Source organism: Enterococcus casseliflavus NBRC 100478, from assembly GCF_001544095.1.
In the GTDB taxonomy this organism is placed as follows: domain Bacteria; phylum Bacillota; class Bacilli; order Lactobacillales; family Enterococcaceae; genus Enterococcus_D; species Enterococcus_D casseliflavus.
Map to the genome: position 1 here is coordinate 17,294 of NZ_BCPT01000021.1, position 17,738 is coordinate 35,031.

Annotated in this window: 14 protein-coding genes; 4 read left to right on the top strand and 10 right to left on the bottom strand. The window is 42.4% G+C overall.

What is annotated here, in order from left to right; translation table 11 throughout:
• Positions 1-113: 113 nt before the first annotated feature.
• The 3 genes from ECA1_RS14700 to ECA1_RS14710 are packed head-to-tail and all read right to left on the bottom strand — an operon-like array spanning position 114 to position 4,886.
• A complete protein-coding gene (locus tag ECA1_RS14700; RefSeq protein ID WP_015509156.1) occupies positions 114-1,574 on the bottom strand; it encodes a glycoside hydrolase family 1 protein in 1,461 nt (486 codons plus the stop codon).
• 1 nt (position 1,575) lies between these two features.
• A complete protein-coding gene (locus ECA1_RS14705) occupies positions 1,576-3,018 on the bottom strand; it encodes a glycoside hydrolase family 1 protein (protein WP_060792884.1) in 1,443 nt (480 codons plus the stop codon).
• Positions 3,015-4,886, bottom strand: a complete 1,872-nt coding sequence (locus ECA1_RS14710) for a beta-glucoside-specific PTS transporter subunit IIABC (RefSeq protein ID WP_081091758.1) — start codon at positions 4,884-4,886, stop codon at positions 3,015-3,017. The genes ECA1_RS14705 and ECA1_RS14710 overlap by 4 nt, the downstream gene beginning before the upstream one ends.
• A gap of 107 nt (positions 4,887-4,993) precedes the next feature.
• On the opposite strand from ECA1_RS14710, the gene ECA1_RS14715 reads away from it, so the two are divergent.
• Together ECA1_RS14715 and ECA1_RS14720 are read left to right on the top strand one after the other, a co-directional pair.
• Entirely contained in the window at positions 4,994-5,803 is an 810-nt protein-coding gene (locus ECA1_RS14715; protein WP_015509153.1) for a MurR/RpiR family transcriptional regulator, read from the top strand.
• Positions 5,804-6,048: 245 nt separating this feature from the next.
• Positions 6,049-6,633 carry a polymer-forming cytoskeletal protein gene (locus tag ECA1_RS14720; protein ID WP_010747631.1) on the top strand — a complete coding sequence of 195 codons (585 nt, stop codon included), beginning with the start codon at positions 6,049-6,051 and terminating at the stop codon, positions 6,631-6,633.
• 194 nt (positions 6,634-6,827) lie between these two features.
• On the opposite strand, the gene ECA1_RS14725 is transcribed toward ECA1_RS14720, so the two are convergent.
• The 4 genes from ECA1_RS14725 to ECA1_RS14740 form a co-directional block, all read right to left on the bottom strand.
• Positions 6,828-8,492: a peptide ABC transporter substrate-binding protein gene (locus tag ECA1_RS14725; RefSeq protein ID WP_060792886.1), complete on the bottom strand. Its 1,665-nt coding sequence runs from the start codon at positions 8,490-8,492 to the stop codon at positions 6,828-6,830.
• Positions 8,493-8,720: 228 nt separating this feature from the next.
• On the bottom strand, positions 8,721-9,668 hold the full coding sequence (locus ECA1_RS14730) for a hypothetical protein (RefSeq protein WP_060792887.1): 948 nt from the start codon (positions 9,666-9,668) through the stop codon (positions 8,721-8,723).
• A 108-nt stretch (positions 9,669-9,776) separates the two neighbouring features.
• On the bottom strand, positions 9,777-10,616 hold the full coding sequence (locus ECA1_RS14735; protein WP_034858307.1) for a Cof-type HAD-IIB family hydrolase: 840 nt from the start codon (positions 10,614-10,616) through the stop codon (positions 9,777-9,779).
• A gap of 156 nt (positions 10,617-10,772) precedes the next feature.
• Entirely contained in the window at positions 10,773-11,396 is a 624-nt protein-coding gene (locus ECA1_RS14740) for an N-acetyltransferase (RefSeq protein ID WP_060792888.1), read from the bottom strand.
• Between the two features lie 73 nt (positions 11,397-11,469).
• Here ECA1_RS14740 and ECA1_RS14745 point away from each other — a divergent pair, with 73 nt between their 5' ends.
• A complete protein-coding gene (locus ECA1_RS14745) occupies positions 11,470-12,258 on the top strand; it encodes a MerR family transcriptional regulator (protein WP_060792889.1) in 789 nt (262 codons plus the stop codon).
• A gap of 86 nt (positions 12,259-12,344) precedes the next feature.
• Here the strand turns inward: ECA1_RS14745 and ECA1_RS14750 are convergent, their stop codons facing one another.
• Together ECA1_RS14750 and ECA1_RS14755 are read right to left on the bottom strand one after the other, a co-directional pair.
• Positions 12,345-14,117 (bottom strand): oleate hydratase, encoded by a 1,773-nt coding sequence (locus ECA1_RS14750; protein WP_060792890.1) that lies wholly within the window; start codon positions 14,115-14,117, stop codon positions 12,345-12,347.
• A gap of 244 nt (positions 14,118-14,361) precedes the next feature.
• Positions 14,362-16,002 (bottom strand): C40 family peptidase, encoded by a 1,641-nt coding sequence (locus ECA1_RS14755; RefSeq protein ID WP_060792891.1) that lies wholly within the window; start codon positions 16,000-16,002, stop codon positions 14,362-14,364.
• A gap of 612 nt (positions 16,003-16,614) precedes the next feature.
• On the opposite strand from ECA1_RS14755, the gene ECA1_RS17660 reads away from it, so the two are divergent.
• The gene (locus ECA1_RS17660) at positions 16,615-16,755 is read left to right on the top strand and encodes a hypothetical protein (protein WP_005237363.1); all 141 of its coding nucleotides are present in this window, start codon (positions 16,615-16,617) and stop codon (positions 16,753-16,755) included.
• Positions 16,756-16,829: 74 nt separating this feature from the next.
• Here ECA1_RS17660 and ECA1_RS14760 read toward each other — a convergent pair whose 3' ends face one another.
• Positions 16,830-17,708, bottom strand: coding sequence for a DMT family transporter (locus ECA1_RS14760; protein WP_060792892.1), 879 nt, complete (start codon positions 17,706-17,708; stop codon positions 16,830-16,832).
• Positions 17,709-17,738 lie beyond the last annotated feature (30 nt).

Below are 17,738 nucleotides of genomic sequence, written 5' to 3' on the forward strand. Positions count from 1 at the left end.
ATGGTTAAAATAAAATAGCAAATAAAGTTGGCTTTTTTTCTTGATAAAAAGGTAAATTGTTAAGAAACCTTATGATTAAGCCTAGCAATTGCTTTATCTGGAAGAATCAAAAATCAAAGAGTTGCGCCGTTTGAAGCAATTACTTTTTTGTACCAATCAAATGACGCTTTCTTGATGCGTTTCTTTGTGCCATTGCCTTCATCGTCTTGGTCAACATAGATAAAGCCATAACGTTTCGACATTTGTGAGGTTGAGGCACTAATGATATCGATACAGCCCCATGCCGTATAGCCAAAGACCTCGACGCCATCATGCAACGCTTCATTGATTTGTTCAATATGCTGACGCAGATAGTCGATTCGATAAAAATCATCGATGGTGCCATCTTCGTTTACGACATCTTCTGCTCCCAAACCGTTTTCGGCAATAAACAAAGGTTTTTGGTAGCGGTCATAGAGTTGATTCAATGCTGTTCGCAACCCTTTGGGATCGATCTGCCAGCCCCATTTACTGCTTGGCAAATAGGGATTTTTAATCCCACCAGTGATCAGATTCCCGACAGCACTTTCCAATCGTTCTGGATGTGCGCTGACTGCACTGGACATATAGTAACTAAATGAAACAAAATCAACCGGGTTTTCTCGGATGACTTCTAAGTCTCCTGGTTCGATCACCAATTCCACTCCTTTTTCTTCAAACATGCGGTTGGCATATGCTGGATAATAGCCTCTTGCCTGCACATCACTGAAAAAGAGTGAGGTTCGTTGACTTTCAACTGTTTTTTGGACATCGTCTGGATCACAGCTGTACGGCGTTAATAATTGATAGCTGATCATGCAGCCGACCTTGGCATTGGGAATCAATCGATGGCAATAGTCAGTCACGATTGCGCTGGCGACAAATTGATGGTGCGCCCCTTGGTACTTGTCTTGTTCAATATTAGGATGACCTTCTTCAATGATCCCGACACTAACATATGGATGGTGTTTGACACAATTGATTTCATTAAAAGTCACCCAGTATTTGACTTTCTTTTGGTATCGCTCAATCACCGTCTTGGCAAAACGGACATAAAAGTCGATCACTTGCCGGTTTGGCCATCCTCCATACTCAGTCACTAAATACAAAGGCATCTCATAATGGGATAGTGATACCACTGGTTCGATCCCATACTTCAAACACTCATCAAAGACTGCGTCGTAAAATGCCAATCCAGCTTCGTTTGGCTCTACCTCATCCCCCTTTGGAAAGATCCGTGTCCAGGCAATTGACATCCGATAGGCTTTGAAGCCCATCTCAGCAAATAAACGAATATCTTCTTTAAAGTGATGATAAAAATCGATTCCCTGTCTTTTCGGATAGTATTTCGTGCTGTTTGGATCCTGTGCTTCTGCAACTTGCTGATGAGTCATCATATGCCATTGGTCAGTCCATCGTTCTTTCGGCATTGAGGAATCGAATAGATAGACATCAGAAACCGACAAGCCTTTTCCATCGATTCCAGAACCTCCTTCAACTTGGTTGGCAGCCGTTGCTCCTCCCCAGAGGAAATCTTTTGGAAAATAACTTTTCATTTTACTTGCCGCCTTTCAAAAATGATTCGTACGCCAACGCTTCCCCATTCGTGGCGATCACTTGCTGATAATACGCAAAACTAGCTTTTTTCTTGCGGGAAAGATCTCCGCTACCATCATTTTGCTTATCGACATAGATAAAGCCGTATCGTTTTTCCATCTCTCCTGTCCCCGCAGAAACGATATCGATCGGTCCCCACCATGTATAGCCTAGAATCGTTGCGCCATCTTTGATCGATTCCGCCATTGCTTCTACATGGTCTTTTAAATAGGCCATCCGTTCTTCATCGACGATCGATCCATCTTCATTGACAACATCCTTTAAACCAATTCCATTTTCAACGATAAATAATGGTTTTTGATAGCGATCAGTCAATTCGCTGCAAACATAGCGTAATGCCAGCGGATCGATCGGCCATCCCCAAGCAGTTTCTTTTAGGTAAGGATTCTTTTTCCCTAGTAATCCGCCAGTATTGCCTAAAATTTTCATGCCTGCTTCATGCAATGAGCTGCGGTAAAAACTAAAGCCTAAATAATCGCAGGTCCCCGCTTTAATGATCGCTAGATCTTCTTCTGTAATGTCCAGCAACAGATGATTATCCTTCACGATGCGGTCGAAGTATTCCGGATAGGCGCCTCGCAATTGCACATCACTATAGAACAAGGAACGACGGCGCAGTTGATACGATTCAAAAACATCTTGCGGGTTGCACGTTGCAGGGTAAATCGGGCTCAGTGACAGCATACAGCCAATCTGATTGTTTTCATCTACTGCCTTCCCATTCAGAACTGCTTTGGCACTTGCAACAAACATATTATGACTTGCTTGATAAAGTGCCTGTAATTTTTCTTCTTCAGTCTCGAAAGAAAATACATCGATACCTGCTGCGAGTAACGGGATCGTATGGGTATGGTTGATTTCATTGAAAGTCATCCAATATTTCACTTTCCCTTTGTAGCGTGCAAAAACCACTTTTGTATACCGATCAAAAAAATCGATCAGTACACGATTTTGCCAACCACCATATTTCGTCACCAAATGCAGTGGCGTCTCAAAATGAGCTAATGTAACAACTGGTTGGATCCCTTTTTCATTCAAGGCATCAAATAAATCATCATAAAATTGTAAACCTGCTTCATTGGGTTCCGTCTCATCCCCATTCGGAAAAATGCGACTCCAAGCAATTGAGGTACGCAAACACTTCAAGCCCATTTCCGCAAAAAGTTCAATGTCTTCTGGGTACCGATGATAAAAGTCGATGGCTTCATGGCTCGGATAAAAGTTATCCTCTTCAAGCTGCAGTGAAACTTGCTCAATACGTTTTTCACCAACTGGTAAAATATCCGCTACACTTAATCCTTTTCCTCCTTCCAAATAAGCTCCTTCGGCTTGATTTGCGGCGATTGCGCCGCCCCATAGGAAATTTTTTGGAAATACACTCATGAAATCGCTCCTTTTAATAAATCATTTGCTACCAAAGCGGTAACGTCTTTTTTCGCTTGATCCACAACTGTCAATGCATCTTCTTTGATCACACTGGTAAAGACCAACATGGTTGTCGGATCATATCCTTTTTCAATAATTTTTGCTAAGTCAAAGGTGCCAATTTTTTGTCCCTTCACGACTTGATCCCCTTGTTTCACCGAAATCTCAAACACGCCTTTTGCTAAATCAACCGTGTCTAAGCCGATATGCACCAACACTTCCGTCCCAGCAGCTGATTGGATCCCAAAAGCATGTCCAGTTGGAAAAACTGTCACAACCGTACCAGTAAGTGGCGCATAAATATCGCCGGCTGATGGATAAACGGCTAATCCATCCCCCATTGCTCGAGAAGAAAATACTTCATCTTTGACATCATCAAGCGTGATCGTTTCACCAGCAACTGGTGTCATCACTTGCAGCCCTGCACCTTCTTCTAAAACAGGTTCTAGCGTTTCTTCAAATCCTAATACATAGGTCAAAATAGCAGTACCGAAGAACGCAAAGGCAATGCCGATCAAATAGTACACAAAGGTGTCCCCAAAGAAAGCTGGCAATGTCGTCAATGCTGGGAAAACATAGACGATGGCCTTGGTTTGCATCATTCCCATAAACGCACCAGCAAGGGCACCAACGATGGTTTGAGCAATCAACGGCTTTTTAAATTTTACCGAAAGTCCATAGACGATTGGCTCTGTAATTCCGCCAAGCAATGCTGGAAGCAAGGAAGATAGCGCCAGGCCTTTGGTTTCTTTTCTGCGAGAGCGTAAAAATACACCTAAAGCAACCCCAGCACTCGCAAATGTTGCTGCTGCGATCATCGGGCGCAGCGTATCATAGCCATATACCGCTAGGTTATTGACCATGATCGGTACAACTCCCCAATGGATCCCGATCATTACTAAGAATGTCCAACCGCCACCGATCAACAAGCCAGCCAACAGCCCGCTCTTGTCGCTGATAAAGTTCATGGCATTGCCTAAACCGTCTCCAAGCATTACACCGACCGGTCCAATGATCAAAACGGTCAAAGGCACCATGATCAAAAGAGCTACTAGTGATAGAGCAAAAATCTCGATACTCTTAGGAATGATCCGTTTGAGTAGTCGTTCCAAATGCGAGTAGATATAGATCGAAACGATCGCTGGAATCACGGTACCCGAATACCCCATCAACACAGCTGGGATGCCAAAGAAATCGACCGTCACACCGTTTTCCGTCACCATTGCTGTAAAATTCGGCTCCAGCAACGCCCCAACGATTGCTAAAGCAATAAACATATTGACTTTGAAAATCCGCGCTGCACTGATCGCTAAAAATAAAGGCAAGAAATAAAAGACACTATTGCCAGCAGCAGCTAATATTTTATAGGTGCTTCCTTCCGCATCCATCAAATGATAGGTTGTAAAAACAACTAGCAAAGCTTTCAACATCCCTGCCCCTGCAAGAGCAACAATGATTGGATTAAAGATCGCAGACAATACATTGAAGAATCGGATAAATACATTGCCTTGTTTTTCTGTTGATTCTTCGGCATCCCCGTCACTTTCCAAAGCATTTTGGATCGAATACTTACTCATGATCGTTTGAAAAACATCCGCTACATGATTACCGATCACGACTTGAAACTGGCCGTTTCCTTCAATGACAGACAATACCCCATCAAGCTGCTGAATCTTATCCTTATTTTTTCGTGCCAACTCGACATCTTTCAACTTAAAACGCAATCTAGTGATGCAATGATACAGGCTAACGATATTTTGTTCCCCACCGACCTGTGCTATAATTTCACTAGCAAGTTTTGAATAATCTTTTGCCAAATGACTCACTCCCGTGTTTGATTTATAAAGCGCTTTATGGCGTTACTATAGCAGATTTTTTTCTCTCACCTGCGAAAGTTCGCAATTTGGAAACTGCTTACAAGAAAGGAAAGAAAATGGGCCTCTTAATCATTCGTTTATTGAATCTTTTAAATAATGCACCCACTGATTCCACCAACTACTATATCGGTTTGACCATGATCAACCATTATGATCAGATCCAAACTCTAAGCATTGGTGAATTCGCTGCTCTTTGCCATGTGTCAAAGTCAACCGTTTCAAAATTCGCTCGCACCTTGGGCTTTGATGATTATGGCGATCTAAAAGACAACGCTGCCTTTATCGAAAACCGCTTCAACAATCCCCTGAATTATCGTTCGAATATTTTGTCTGCCTTAGAGCAAGAGGGCGTAGACTCCTATTTTGACGCAGTTGTACAAGACATCGATTATCTGCGTCATCATCTTGATCTGCCAGCCATCGAACGGGTCGCAAAAGCCATTGTGACGCATAAAAATGTCTTTGCTTTTGGAATTTTATTCTCAGAATCGGCTGCTATTGATTTCCAGATCAAACTAGCATACAACGGCAAGTTCATTCGGACCTTCCAAGACGATCTTGTACAGGAAGAAATCATCAAGACCGCTGATGAAGAATCGCTGTTTATCATTTTTACCAACTCCGGTGACTACCTAACGAAACAGCAAATTCGAAATGGAACACCACGGAAAGATTTCTTCGATCGAACCAAAGCCAAAGTCATCGTGATCACCGCTAATCCACAGATCTCGGAACTGCCCTTTGTCCAAGAAGCAATCATCTTCCCTCACCAAACCCATTTTCAAACCCATGCTTTTATGTATCAGTTCATCATGGATTTGATCGTATCGAAGTTCAAGCAGTTGACGGATCGAAAGCGCATGTAGTAATGACCCTCCATTATAGAAGAAGGGCATTTCTTCCATAATGGAGGGTTCTTTGTGAATAAGATGTCTCATTCATTCGTAAGCGTCACTCATTTATTCCTAGTTTCTTTGAAATTTTTTTAATCCTAGGCTGCTATTTATTAAATTTCTCCTCATTTATGTTTTTTGTTTCACAAACTTCACCTCGGTATGGTATAATCATTTTGTTTTTAAGAAAACTATGGGAATACAAAGGAGAAGGAAACATGAAAAAAACTAAAATCACTTTAATCGCTGCATCATTGCTTATGGGAGGCACTCTTTTAGCTGCATGTAGTTCAGATAACGATACAGCTGCAAGCTCATCATCATCAACAGCAGCTTCAACTGCTGCATCAACTGAATCATCAGATGACGTTGTTTCAACTGCTTCTATCAGTGACCAAACTTCAGTGATCGAAAAAGCATTGAGCGCAGATGGTAACTGGATCGTTGCTGTAACTGGCGACATGACATTTGATAACGATGTAACCGTTGATGGCGAATTCCACGACAAAGGTGACGACTCTGCTGATATCTACCGTAAATTTGCATTGTACTCACAAGATGAAGACCGCAACGTAACAGCTGAATACACAGTAACTGTTCCTAAATTGATCGTTAACTCAGAAAACTTCAACATCGTTCACGGTGTAATCAAAGGTGACGTTGAAGTGAATGCTAACGGCTTTGTATTGAACGGTGCAAAAGTTGAAGGTAACGTAACATTCACTTCAAAAGAATTCCAAGATTCAGCAACACTTGACGAAGATGGCGCTTCTGTAACAGGTGACGTAACAGTTAGCGAATAATCTTTCACTGGATTTCTGTGAAATAGATGAACAAAAAACGAGGTTGGCAAGTCGATCGTTGATCCCTTGCCAACTTTTTTTGTTTTTTTATAAACAATTGCATCCGCTCTCATTACTAACATTGTGTAAGTAAGAACAAAGCCCAAGAAAAAAAACTGGCTTGCTTACGCAAAACCAGTTTCTTCTTTAGGCGCTTATTCTTCAATAACTGCCCACTTGTAGTCATATTGCGCACCAGCACCGTGTGATACGACCCCTTTTACTTTTGGTGCACGTAAATGAGCTTCAACGTTTTGGTACACAGGGATGACCCCTTGTTGATCCATAATGATTTTCTCTGCATCTAACAAGTCTTGCCAGCGAGCATCTGGATTGCCAGCGTTTGTCGTGGCAGACGATTTCACTGCTGTATCGTACTCCTCACTTGTCCAACGACCGCGGTTGTAGGAATTGTCGGTAACAAACAAATCAGTAAAGCTGCTAGCATCCGCATAGTCAGCTCCCCAACCACCCATGACGACATCAAAGTCACCTGAGTTTGAACGATCTAAACGAACGGAGAAAGGAACAGGACTTAGGCTAACTTTCACCCCATCCAGCGTGTCTTGAATCGCACTTTGAATATACTCAATGGCCTTTTTGGTTGAATCTGTATCAGAAGCCAAAATTTCAAAGCTCAAGGAATCGATTCCTAACGCCTCTTTGGCTTTTTCCCAATGTTCTTTGGCCTTTTCTTGATCGTATTCAATGACACTTTCCGCTTCATCGACAAAATCAGTATTATCAGTTGGGTTAAAGGTCATTCCTTTTGGTATCAATCCTGTGGAAGCCAATGAACCGTCCCCTAAAATCGATGTCACTAATGCATCACGATCGATGGCATAAGAGATTGCTTTACGCAGATCCTCATTGCGGAATGGCGAATCTTCTTCTCGCTGATTCAACTCGATATAGGAAGTACGGGCTAATGGTTCTGAAACAAACGCTTCATCATTGGCCATCTGCTGCGCCAATTCTCCTGTTAAGATGACGTCGTCTGCTTGCCCATCTTGGAATAGATTCAAGGAAGTTGATGATTCTTTTACGACACTAACATTGATGGTATCAAGTTTCACCGTCTCTTTGTCCCAATATTGGTCATTCTTTTCATATGACCATTCTGTATCGGTTCCTGGCCCATCAAAGCCAGCTAACACAAAGGGTCCATTGTAAACGGCATTGTCGCTTGTTGAAGCATATTGATCGCCGTTGTCTTCTACAACTGCTTGGCTTTGTGGGAAGAAGGATGGAAACGCCAATAAGTATTGGAAGTATGGCGTAGGCGTCGTCAGCGTGATTTCTAATTCATAGTCACTGACTGCTTTGATCCCTAATTCTGAGGCATCTTTTTCACCTGCTGTTATCGCTTCGGCATTGGTTACGGGCGCAAATAAGTACGCATACTCAGAACCTGTTTCCGCACTTACAGTGCGTTGCCAGCCAAAGACATAATCCGCTGCTGTTACTGGTTCTCCATTTGACCATTTGGCATCTTCTCGTAATTTCAATTTATAGGTCAGACCATCTTCACTGACTTCCGCTAATTCGGCGGCACCTGCTGGTTCGGGCTTACTATCAGCATCTAAGCGGTACAACCCTTCATACACATTATTTAAAGCACTGAAACTGATCGTATCGGTGGCTAAGGATAGATCGGCACTCGGCATTTCTTGTTGAACCACAACATTAAAAATTTGTTCGGCAGCTGCTGTCCCACTACCACTTGAACTTTCACCTGTACTTGATGTCCCTCCTGTTGAGCAACCTGCTAATACGATTCCACAAACAGCGACGACACCATATCCCCATTTTTTCTTCATCTTACCTACCCCTTATGAAAATCCAAAATTTTCAGAATTATTACAAAACTCTGAATGTAAATAAGATTTTAATAAATATTAATTATAAAAGCAAGCTATTTTTCTCATTTTATTATTATTTATTTTTTATGTTAACACTGCACGTTATTATTTATGACACAAAAACAAAAAACACAAAGCGAACAAGATCTCGCTTTGTGTTTTTTTATCTTTGGATAGAAACGTGGATTACTCCATTTTATAGCTTTGACGTGTCACTTTCCCCTCTCGTACCGTAGCGATAATAGTTGGCACAGCCCCAATCGCCGTAAAGAGATAGACCAGACCTAAGTTCCCGTAATACTGACTCGCTTCCAAATATCCTTCACGAATCAAATCAGGTAAAATACGAAAGGCATAGAAGACATCAACGTCCGTGTAATAATTCGCTACACTGATCGACCAGTCGATACGATTCCCGACATAGACCATGATGATCATGACGATAATACTACTAATAATACCTTTTGTGCTGAGTTTTCCACCTAATAATTCATACCCTTTGATGGCACAGATCGCCATCGCGATCCCAGACAATGCAGCAACATACCCCAGTTGTCCTAATAAAATAATTGCGCCGGCACCAATCAGTGAGCCAAGAAACGCACCCACGGTTCCAGCTAACCAATTTTCTTTTTTCTGCCCTTTTTCCCGTTCTTGCGCAAGGACTGCTTCTTGTTGTTTCTTAAAGCAAGCTTCACAGGCAATGACGGGAGCGCCGCCAATAGCGTACAGCGAAACCGGCTCAGTGACCGCGCCGCAGAAGGTACAAGCATTTTGGAAGCCTTTGGTCTTCAAAAAATTCGTCAACTGGTCCAACGCAGTACGCAACTTGTCCACAGTTTTCCCTGCAGTCATCGCTCCGCGTAAAGTATAGGCAACTTGATATCCTTGGATCACACAGTCGATGATCTCTTTTGACTCACTTAAAACTTCTTTGACTTCTTCTTGGTTGGGAAGTTCGCCATCTTTGCTAAGTGAAAAGTGAGCCACTAGAGAATAACTATTGTTATTCTCTTGAACTAAAAAAAGTTTATAACTATGATACGTTCCATAAATCACCCCAGTGGAAGTATCAACGGAGAGCCCCAACGGCTCGGCAAATTTGGTCAATGTCTTCTCGATCTTCTTATTCATTTTTCTCCTTCTTTCCAACAAACACTTACCTTTTTAGGTATAGCTAAAAGTTTAAGGAGAGTAGAAATGAAAGTCAATCAATTTGTTCAAAAAACCTAGTTTTTTTATCTATTCTGTGACAAATCGTCGCAACGCATCAGTAACCCCATGATCTGTATTGCTAGCCGTCACAAAATCAGCTTTTGCTTTGACCAATTCGGGCGCATTCTCCATCGCAACACCAATACCAGCTGAAGCAATCATTGGCAGGTCGTTAAAATTATCGCCAATCGCTAAGGTTTGCGCCAGCGGCACTTGAAAATAGGCCGCCAATTCATTTAGCGCCTTATCTTTTCCCACAGCTTGATGAGTGACTTCCAAATAATTCTCTTTGGATAAGTAAAAGGCGCTTTCTAAAAATCCAGCGTTCTGGCAGGCAGCATGGAGCGCTTGGATTTCTGCCGTTGTGCCGATCAAAAGAAACTTATGAACCTCAAAAGCTTCTTGTGCCAACAGTTGTTCTAATGAAGTTTCTACAGGAGTCTCTTTGGTGATCGCCGCTTCTGCTCGTGCCCATTGGTCCACTCTTTCGCAATACCACTGATCACCAGAGTAGACATTGATAGAAACACCAGGAAAATCAGCTTTGATGCGCGCAACCAAAGTTTTTGCTTCTGCTTTTTTGACCTCATGACTGAAAATCGGTACCAGTGTGCCCTTTTGATCGTACCCTCCAATCAGGGCACCGTTGTAACAAGCCAAGGGCCAGTCTTCTATCCCTAATTCTTGAGCTATCGGTAGCATTCCTTTCGGGGAGCGAGCGGAAGCCAAAACAAAAGGAATCGCTTGCTGCTTCAATCGTTTGATTTCTTCAATCAAATCCAGATCGATTTGATGCTTATGATCCAAGATCGTCCCATCAATATCACTTAAAATAAACCCTATCTGCTTTTTTTCCAAATAAACCATCCTTTCCCATTCCCCATCCTTTTTACGAAAGCGGATTGAGCCATCGCTTTCGACCAAAACAAGCGCCGTTTCCATAAAACGAAAACAGCTTCCTTGACCTTCTTTGCTTCCAGTTTACCATACTAGCCAATGAAAAAAGAGTGCATCGCTGCACTCTTAGGAAGTATAGATATAAAACTCGATTTCCTTCTTCATCGGTTTTTTGATCCAGCGTTTCACAGCAGCTGCCCGCTTCAAGCCCATATGCTCATAAAAACCGTAATTACAGGTGGTATCGGTATAAAGGAAAAACGGAGCCGTTTTTTCCTGCTGGACCATCGCTAAAAAGGAAGTAAAGAGCTGCTTGCCTACACCCAATCCTTGTGTTTTGGGACTAACGGCAAACAAACCAACTTCGGTCTGAAAAGGAGTTTGTAAATCTTTCAACATCGCTTGATTTAACTCAGCCACCTCTTTGGCATAATGCAACAGCGTATTTCTCCCTTCTTTCGTAAGCATTAAGCAGCCAGCATGCCAAATCGTTTTCCCCCAATAGCGCATTGGATGAAGTTTCTTTCCTCTTTTACTGTCTGCTAATAAGATGCCGACAGCTTCACCATTTAAAAGAGCCACCCGCGAATAGGTCGCACGGGCAAGTTCATAACACAAAAAGACATGAGCAAAGTGCTTGGCGGTCTTCTTGTCAAATTGCTTGTCGTAGTTCCAGCTATCAATAATCACTTGCACAAGCGCAGGCAGATCTTCTCGTTTAAATGGTCGATACGTTACTTTTTTATTCATTCTATCTTCCTCCCAGTAGTTGACTATTCTTAGTATAAAGTTTACAGTAACTGTAAAGTCAAGGAGGATCTTCATGAAAACCAAATTAAAAGTATCGGCAATGGCACGCTTCGCGCGGATCAATCCTCGGACACTCCACTATTATGACGAGATTGGGCTATTTCAACCAAACAGCAAAGACGAGAACGGGTATCGGTATTATTCCCTTGATCAACTTTTGGATCTCGGATTGATCCTGTCATTGAAAGAATTATCGATGCCCTTAAAAGAGATCCAAACAGCGCTGCAGGGGGATGCCGAGACCATGAGAAACTTATTGGAAGCCAAGCGGCAAACCATCGATGAAAAAATTCAGCAGTTGACCAACATCAAAAAAATCATCGAACGAAAAGCTGCGGATTTGCGCCTGGCTGCAGAAAAAACTTCCCCCTTTACCTTGAAGGAACAGCCAGAGGAATATTTCTCCCTCAGTCCTAGATTAAACGGCGGCTCCATCCCAGAGATGATCACCCAAGCCTACGACCTTTTGATGGCACAGCCGTATCTTTTCTCGAATAACGAATATGGTTTTATGATTCGGACGAACAAAGACGATACGCAAGACATCGACTACGTTTACGTGCGGCAAGAAGAGCCGCAAGGGACTTCCTTCGTGAAACCAGCAGGATGCTATTTAACCGCCATTTATCAGGGGGATGACGAAGGATTGAAACAGTTTTATCAAAAACTCAAGCAGCTGATTGCGACGCACCAATGGCAAATCGATGACTACTTCTATGAACGATCGATCCACGAAACGACCCTTAGCAACGAGCAAGCTTATTTGACAGAGATCCAAGTTCGGATTTTATCTGAGAAATAATGATTCGTTCAAACTGCGCTAAAAAGTAAATAAAAAACGCAACGACAACGAGCAGCTTCTTTCGCCTCGTTGTCGTTGCGTTTTATTTAAATCAAATGGTTTTCTTTCAACAGATCGCCAATGTAGGTATGTTCGGTTTTCTTAACGAAGCCTTCCAAGAGTTTCCGTTCGATAAACGGCAGCTCCATTTCCGTAATTTTTTTCTTATCGGTCAGATAATAGACAGCTTTGGCCAAAGTACGTAGATCATAAGCGGAAGCAAACACTTCTGGTACCCCACGTTCCACATCTAATAGCTGATAAACAGCCTCCATTGCAGTCCGAACGGAATATTCTGTTGTAAAAACAGTGTCTCGTTCAGTCTCTGCGAAATTACCGATAAAAGCTAAGTTTTTGGAGCCATTTGGAATAACCAATGGCCGATCCCCTGGTTCACGCAGCATGAAGTAAGAAGTGATAAACGGCATGTAGACTGGAACTGCCACACTTGATTCTTTTGAAATGCGTTGGATTTCTGCTTCTGACACGCCTAAATGGTAAAGCAGTTCTTGCACGATTTCTTGTCCAGAACATTGTTCAATTGGTTTTTTGATGTAGTTCCCTGGTGTATTTGACAACAAGCCATACACCCATGTGATCGTTTGTTGGTCTTTTTGTTCTTTAAAGTGCGGTTGGCGATGGGTCGCAAAGCTCATCATCCAATTGGAATCTTTGATGGTGATGATCCCGCCAGTGACGATTCTGCCTGTTCGTAACTTGCGATGGGTCAATTTTTCTAAATAAGGTTCCACATCAAAATTCTGCCAAGTCACGGTTGCCGAAACAAACCAGCTTTCTTCAGGTAAGTTTTCATAAAAGACTTCTGGATGACCAAACTCAGGCGATTGCGCCGCCAAGTTTTTCCATAAACGCCAACTGCCACCAGGTGCTTTTGAGATAGGCGCTGGAGTATAATGGTCCCCTTGCGTGGAACTTTCAGTGATCGATCCGTTGGTAACAAAGACCAAGTCATCTTCTGATAAAGGAATTTCTTCGATTGCCCCCGCTTTTTCTAGCACAAGTTTTTGAGCAACTTTTTCCTCGCCCACGATCCGAACATCAATATTGCTGACGGTGCATTCATATTGGAAGTCAACTCCTTGTTCTTCCAAATAAGCAAGTAGTGGTTTGACCAATGACTCATACTGGTTGTAACGGGTAAATTTTAACGCAGTAAAATCAGGCAAGCCATCGATATGGTGCACAAAACGTAACACATAGCGGCGCATTTCAATCGCCGAATGCCATTTTTCAAAGGCGAACATCGTACACCAGTATAGCCAAAAATTAGATTCAAAGAATTCTTCGCCAAAAACATCTTCGATTTTTTTCCCGATCAATTGATCTTCTGAAGTCATAAATAATTGGGTTAATTCTTTTTGTGCTGTCGCAGACAAGGTAAATTCTCCATCATCTGCTGCTCGTTGGCCGCGATTGTGGATGATCCGACAGTTAGACGAATTTGGATCATCGTGGTCCAACCAGTAAAACTCATCTAGCACCGAAGCATCTTCCACCTCCAAAGATGGAATCGAGCGAAATAGATCCCACAGACACTCAAAATGATTTTCCATTTCTCGACCGCCGCGGGTCACAAATCCATCATGGGGAATGAATTTTCCGTCTAATGAACCGCCTGATAAAGAAAGTTCTTCAAGGACGTGGATTTTCTCACCCGCCATATGGCCGTCACGGATCAAGAAGACTGCCGCAGCAAGTCCTGCTAATCCCCCACCAACAATATAGGCTTCTTTCTTTTCGACATCTTTCGGTTTTCTGCTTCTTGCAAAAGCTTCGTAATTTCCGTTCGTATATCTCATGTAGATCCCTCCTAACATTGGTACGTTTTTATGGTATCAGTAACTATTTTTTTTGACAAAAATTTGTACTAGTAAAAACAAGTGATTTTGACAAATCGGCCTTTTTGTCAAAAAAACAGGGCAAAGCCCCACCTTTTAAAAAGATCTGCGCCCAACCCCAAAAGCGCCCCTAAGAAAACTGATGGCAGCTTTCTTAGGGGCGTTTCTAACAAAGGACAAACCCTTTGCCTATTCAATGAAACATTTATTTCACTCGTAGAGCGAAGCTAGCAGTCGAAAAGCCTGATTGTGCTTCGGTGACTGTATAACCCGTGCTTGGCGCATGGATATAGCTTGTATTACTGGTAGCGATCGCTACGTGGTAGGTATTCCCTTTTTGACCCCAGAACAGCAAGTCGCCAGCTTGTGCTTGCGAGACAGGAATGATCGTCCCTGCGCTTTCTTGTGGGACTGTCCAATCACCGATGTTTTTGCCCGTCACTTTTAAGAAGACATAACGTGTAAACCCAGAACAGTCGAAGACATCTGGTCCTTTGCCTCCCCATTGATAAGGAGTGCCAATATGTTTTCTAGCTTCTGCAACGATCGCTGCTCCGTTCACGCTCATCGGAACATTGGAATTGCCTGCGTTGTTATTGTTGCCAGGAGTCGTTGCACTGACTTCCTTCACATACGCTGCAGATACCCAGCCACCCGTTGATAACTTATACCAAGTGGCGTTGCCATTGACTGACGTACCTTGTTTTTGAGCGACTGCTTTGAAGGTAGCATTGCTGCCCAAACTGCTGACTACACTTGCAGAAGTCGATGCATTTGAGCGGACATTCATACCAGTGGTTGTTTGGAACGTTTTATTGATGGCTTGCTCACTCGCATTGTTTGAGCCGTTTGATGAACCAGTGTTGCTTGAACCTGTGTTTGAATTATTGTTATTACTTGTATTTCCAGAACTAGACGTGACGTCACGCACATATGCCGCTGTGATCCAGCCACCAGTCGATACTTTGTACCAAACATTGGTGCCGCCAACGGATGTGCCATTTTTCTGGGCAACGACCTTCACCGTCGTGCTGTTGCTTAGGCTGCCAACGACACTCCCGCTTGTTGAGGCACTCGAACGGACATTCAATGCCGCTGTTGTTTTCACGTTCTTGTTGATAGCCGTTTCTGCAGAAACACTTGTGTTGCCGCCAGAAGAACTATTGCCTGTCGAGCTGCTGGAAACATCTTTGACATAGGCCGCCGTGATCCAACCGCCTGTGGACAATTTGTACCAAGTGGTCGTGCCATTCACCGACGTTCCACTCTTTTGTGCAACGACTTTCACCGTCGCATTGCTGCCTAGTCCACGTACGACACTAGAACTAGTCGTTGCATTTGAACGGACGTTCAATGCAGTAGTCGTTTTCACTGATTTCGAAATTGCTTTTTCCGATGAAGACGACGAATTGGACGAGCCAGTATTGGCAGAAGAAGAGCCTGAGGTGCTTTTCACATAAGCACCTGAGATCCAGCCGCCTGTTGATAGCTTATACCATGTTGTATTGCCATTCACTGAGGTACCGTTCTTTTGAGCCACCGCAGTGATTGTTGTATTTGCTCCTACGCCACTTACGATAGAGGCACTTGTTGAAGCATTTGAACGAACATTCAGTGAAGCTGTTGTTTTAAATTGTCGATTGATCGCCGTTTCAGCTGACGATCTGGCAAGAGTAGCAGTTGTGTTGGTTGATGACGAAGCGTTTGTCGTTTCGGTCGCATGAGCAAGAGACGTAAAGACACCTGAAGTCGATGCTAACGCTGCTGTGATACCCAATCCTTTTTGTACGAAAAGGGACCGTTTTTGTTTCACTAAACGCTTACGTTTGATTTTCCGAGATTCCAATAAAACACCCCCTGTACCCCATTTTAACAAAAATTAATATTTTTTGATATTGTTTTCGTTTTGTATTTTTTTAATTTACGTTTAATAAAACGTGTCATTTATTTTCCTGCGTTATTATTTTTGATCACTTTCTCTTTGGTGTTGCTCAATGGCACTCTATTTAAAAAGATTTATATAAACTACAGAAAAACGCTATTTCATTCAACGTTATTTTAATTCGCGAATAAAAACAGGATTTTTTTTGCAAACAAACCCACTTTTTGAAAAACAAGACTGTTATTTGAATAACATTTCTTTCCAGATCCCCTTTTTCAAAAATCGATACTAAAATCACCCATTTATCATTCCTTTTTTACACGAGGGATTCTGTGAAAAAGTTGCTTCAAAAGGAACGCCGCTTCCAGCTCTGTGATCGACGCTAAGATGAGATCCTGTTACATCGACTCCAACCGGATGCGAATTTCTTGATAGAGAAGTCCCTCATCTCTGCCAAAAGAAATATTTTCACAATGTATATTACGAGAAAGATTATAACACCAAGGAGAAAACCAAGGATTTGCATAAGTTTGTGAAATCATGCTATACTTAAAAAAAAGGAAGAGGTGACCGAGTATGAAAACAAAGACGAAAGAAAAAGTTTATGCTGAACGACAACATAACTATAAAACGAAAAAAGAAGAGATTTTCAAAAAAGCCCTAGATTCCGTACCGACCACAGACAAGAAAAAAGAAGAACAGAAAAAGAAAGCGTAGACTCCTGCGTTTTCTTTTTCTGTTGATTTATAAAAAAGACGAGACTTCACCGATTTTGGCGAATCTCGTCTTTTTCACAATTTTTTTTGTAAACACATGATGCTCCCTATGACTGCCATAAATCCTAGTATCTCCACCACTGTGAAGTGATCATGAAAAACAATGATCGATAAGAAAGCAGCCAGCAATGGCTCAACTGCCGTTAAAACTGTTGCAAGTGTTGAGGATAAATAGCGTAAACTTGTTAAAAAAATCAAATACGCTAGTGCTGTTCCAAATAAAATGACCACCAGCAAATAAAGAATCACTTGAACGTTCAGTTGACTATCAATCTGCCACATTGGATGAACCACATTCGCCAAGCCTCCACCAATCAACATCCCCCAGCCGACAATTGGTAAACTCCCATATTTTTGCAAGAGTTTACGCGGCTGTATAGAATAAAAAGCTAGTGATATCGCTGATGCTAACCCCCAGCCTAGCGCAGATTGGGAAGTCGCTAATTGCTCAATCTGTCCTTTTGATGCCACAGCCGTCACACCAAGTAAGGTTACCAGTAACCAGAAACATGTCTTTAAAGAGGGGAGCTGCCTTTTGGCTATCGCAGCATAGAGTAAAACAAAGAAAGGTCCTGTATATTGAATAATCGTTGCAAAAGAAGCATTGCTTTGCTCAATCGTTTTAAAGTAGGTAAATTGTACGAGAAACATGCCTAAGAAAGAAAACAAGAGCAGCTGAATGAAGTCCTTTTTCTCACGAAATGGGGGAATCAAACGGGCGCGATCCTTTAACCCAATACTCAGCAACAAACACCCTGAAAGAACCAGTCGTGTTGAAACGAGCCAATTTGCTGTAATACTATATTTCGTAAATAAAATTTGTCCAGCGATGCCAGAAACTGCCCACAAAGCTGCTGCTGAACAAGCATAAACAATCCCAACTGTTTTTTTCATAAAAACACCTTTTGTCTTTCACTTTACTTT

Excerpts from the sequence above, each read along its gene's own strand:
- ECA1_RS14740 (WP_060792888.1), bottom strand. The coding sequence starts at position 11,396 with ATGAATAAAAAAGTAACGTATCGACCATTTAAACGAGAAGATCTGCCT.
- ECA1_RS14735 (WP_034858307.1), bottom strand. The coding sequence starts at position 10,616 with ATGGTTTATTTGGAAAAAAAGCAGATAGGGTTTATTTTAAGTGATATT.
- ECA1_RS14705 (WP_060792884.1), bottom strand. The coding sequence starts at position 3,018 with ATGAGTGTATTTCCAAAAAATTTCCTATGGGGCGGCGCAATCGCCGCA.
- ECA1_RS14715 (WP_015509153.1), top strand. The coding sequence starts at position 4,994 with ATGGGCCTCTTAATCATTCGTTTATTGAATCTTTTAAATAATGCACCC.
- ECA1_RS14700 (WP_015509156.1), bottom strand. The coding sequence starts at position 1,574 with ATGAAAAGTTATTTTCCAAAAGATTTCCTCTGGGGAGGAGCAACGGCT.
- ECA1_RS14725 (WP_060792886.1), bottom strand. The coding sequence starts at position 8,492 with ATGAAGAAAAAATGGGGATATGGTGTCGTCGCTGTTTGTGGAATCGTA.
- ECA1_RS14750 (WP_060792890.1), bottom strand. The coding sequence starts at position 14,117 with ATGAGATATACGAACGGAAATTACGAAGCTTTTGCAAGAAGCAGAAAA.
- ECA1_RS14730 (WP_060792887.1), bottom strand. The coding sequence starts at position 9,668 with ATGAATAAGAAGATCGAGAAGACATTGACCAAATTTGCCGAGCCGTTG.
- ECA1_RS14760 (WP_060792892.1), bottom strand. The coding sequence starts at position 17,708 with ATGAAAAAAACAGTTGGGATTGTTTATGCTTGTTCAGCAGCAGCTTTG.
- ECA1_RS14720 (WP_010747631.1), top strand. The coding sequence starts at position 6,049 with ATGAAAAAAACTAAAATCACTTTAATCGCTGCATCATTGCTTATGGGA.
- ECA1_RS17660 (WP_005237363.1), top strand. The coding sequence starts at position 16,615 with ATGAAAACAAAGACGAAAGAAAAAGTTTATGCTGAACGACAACATAAC.
- ECA1_RS14745 (WP_060792889.1), top strand. The coding sequence starts at position 11,470 with ATGAAAACCAAATTAAAAGTATCGGCAATGGCACGCTTCGCGCGGATC.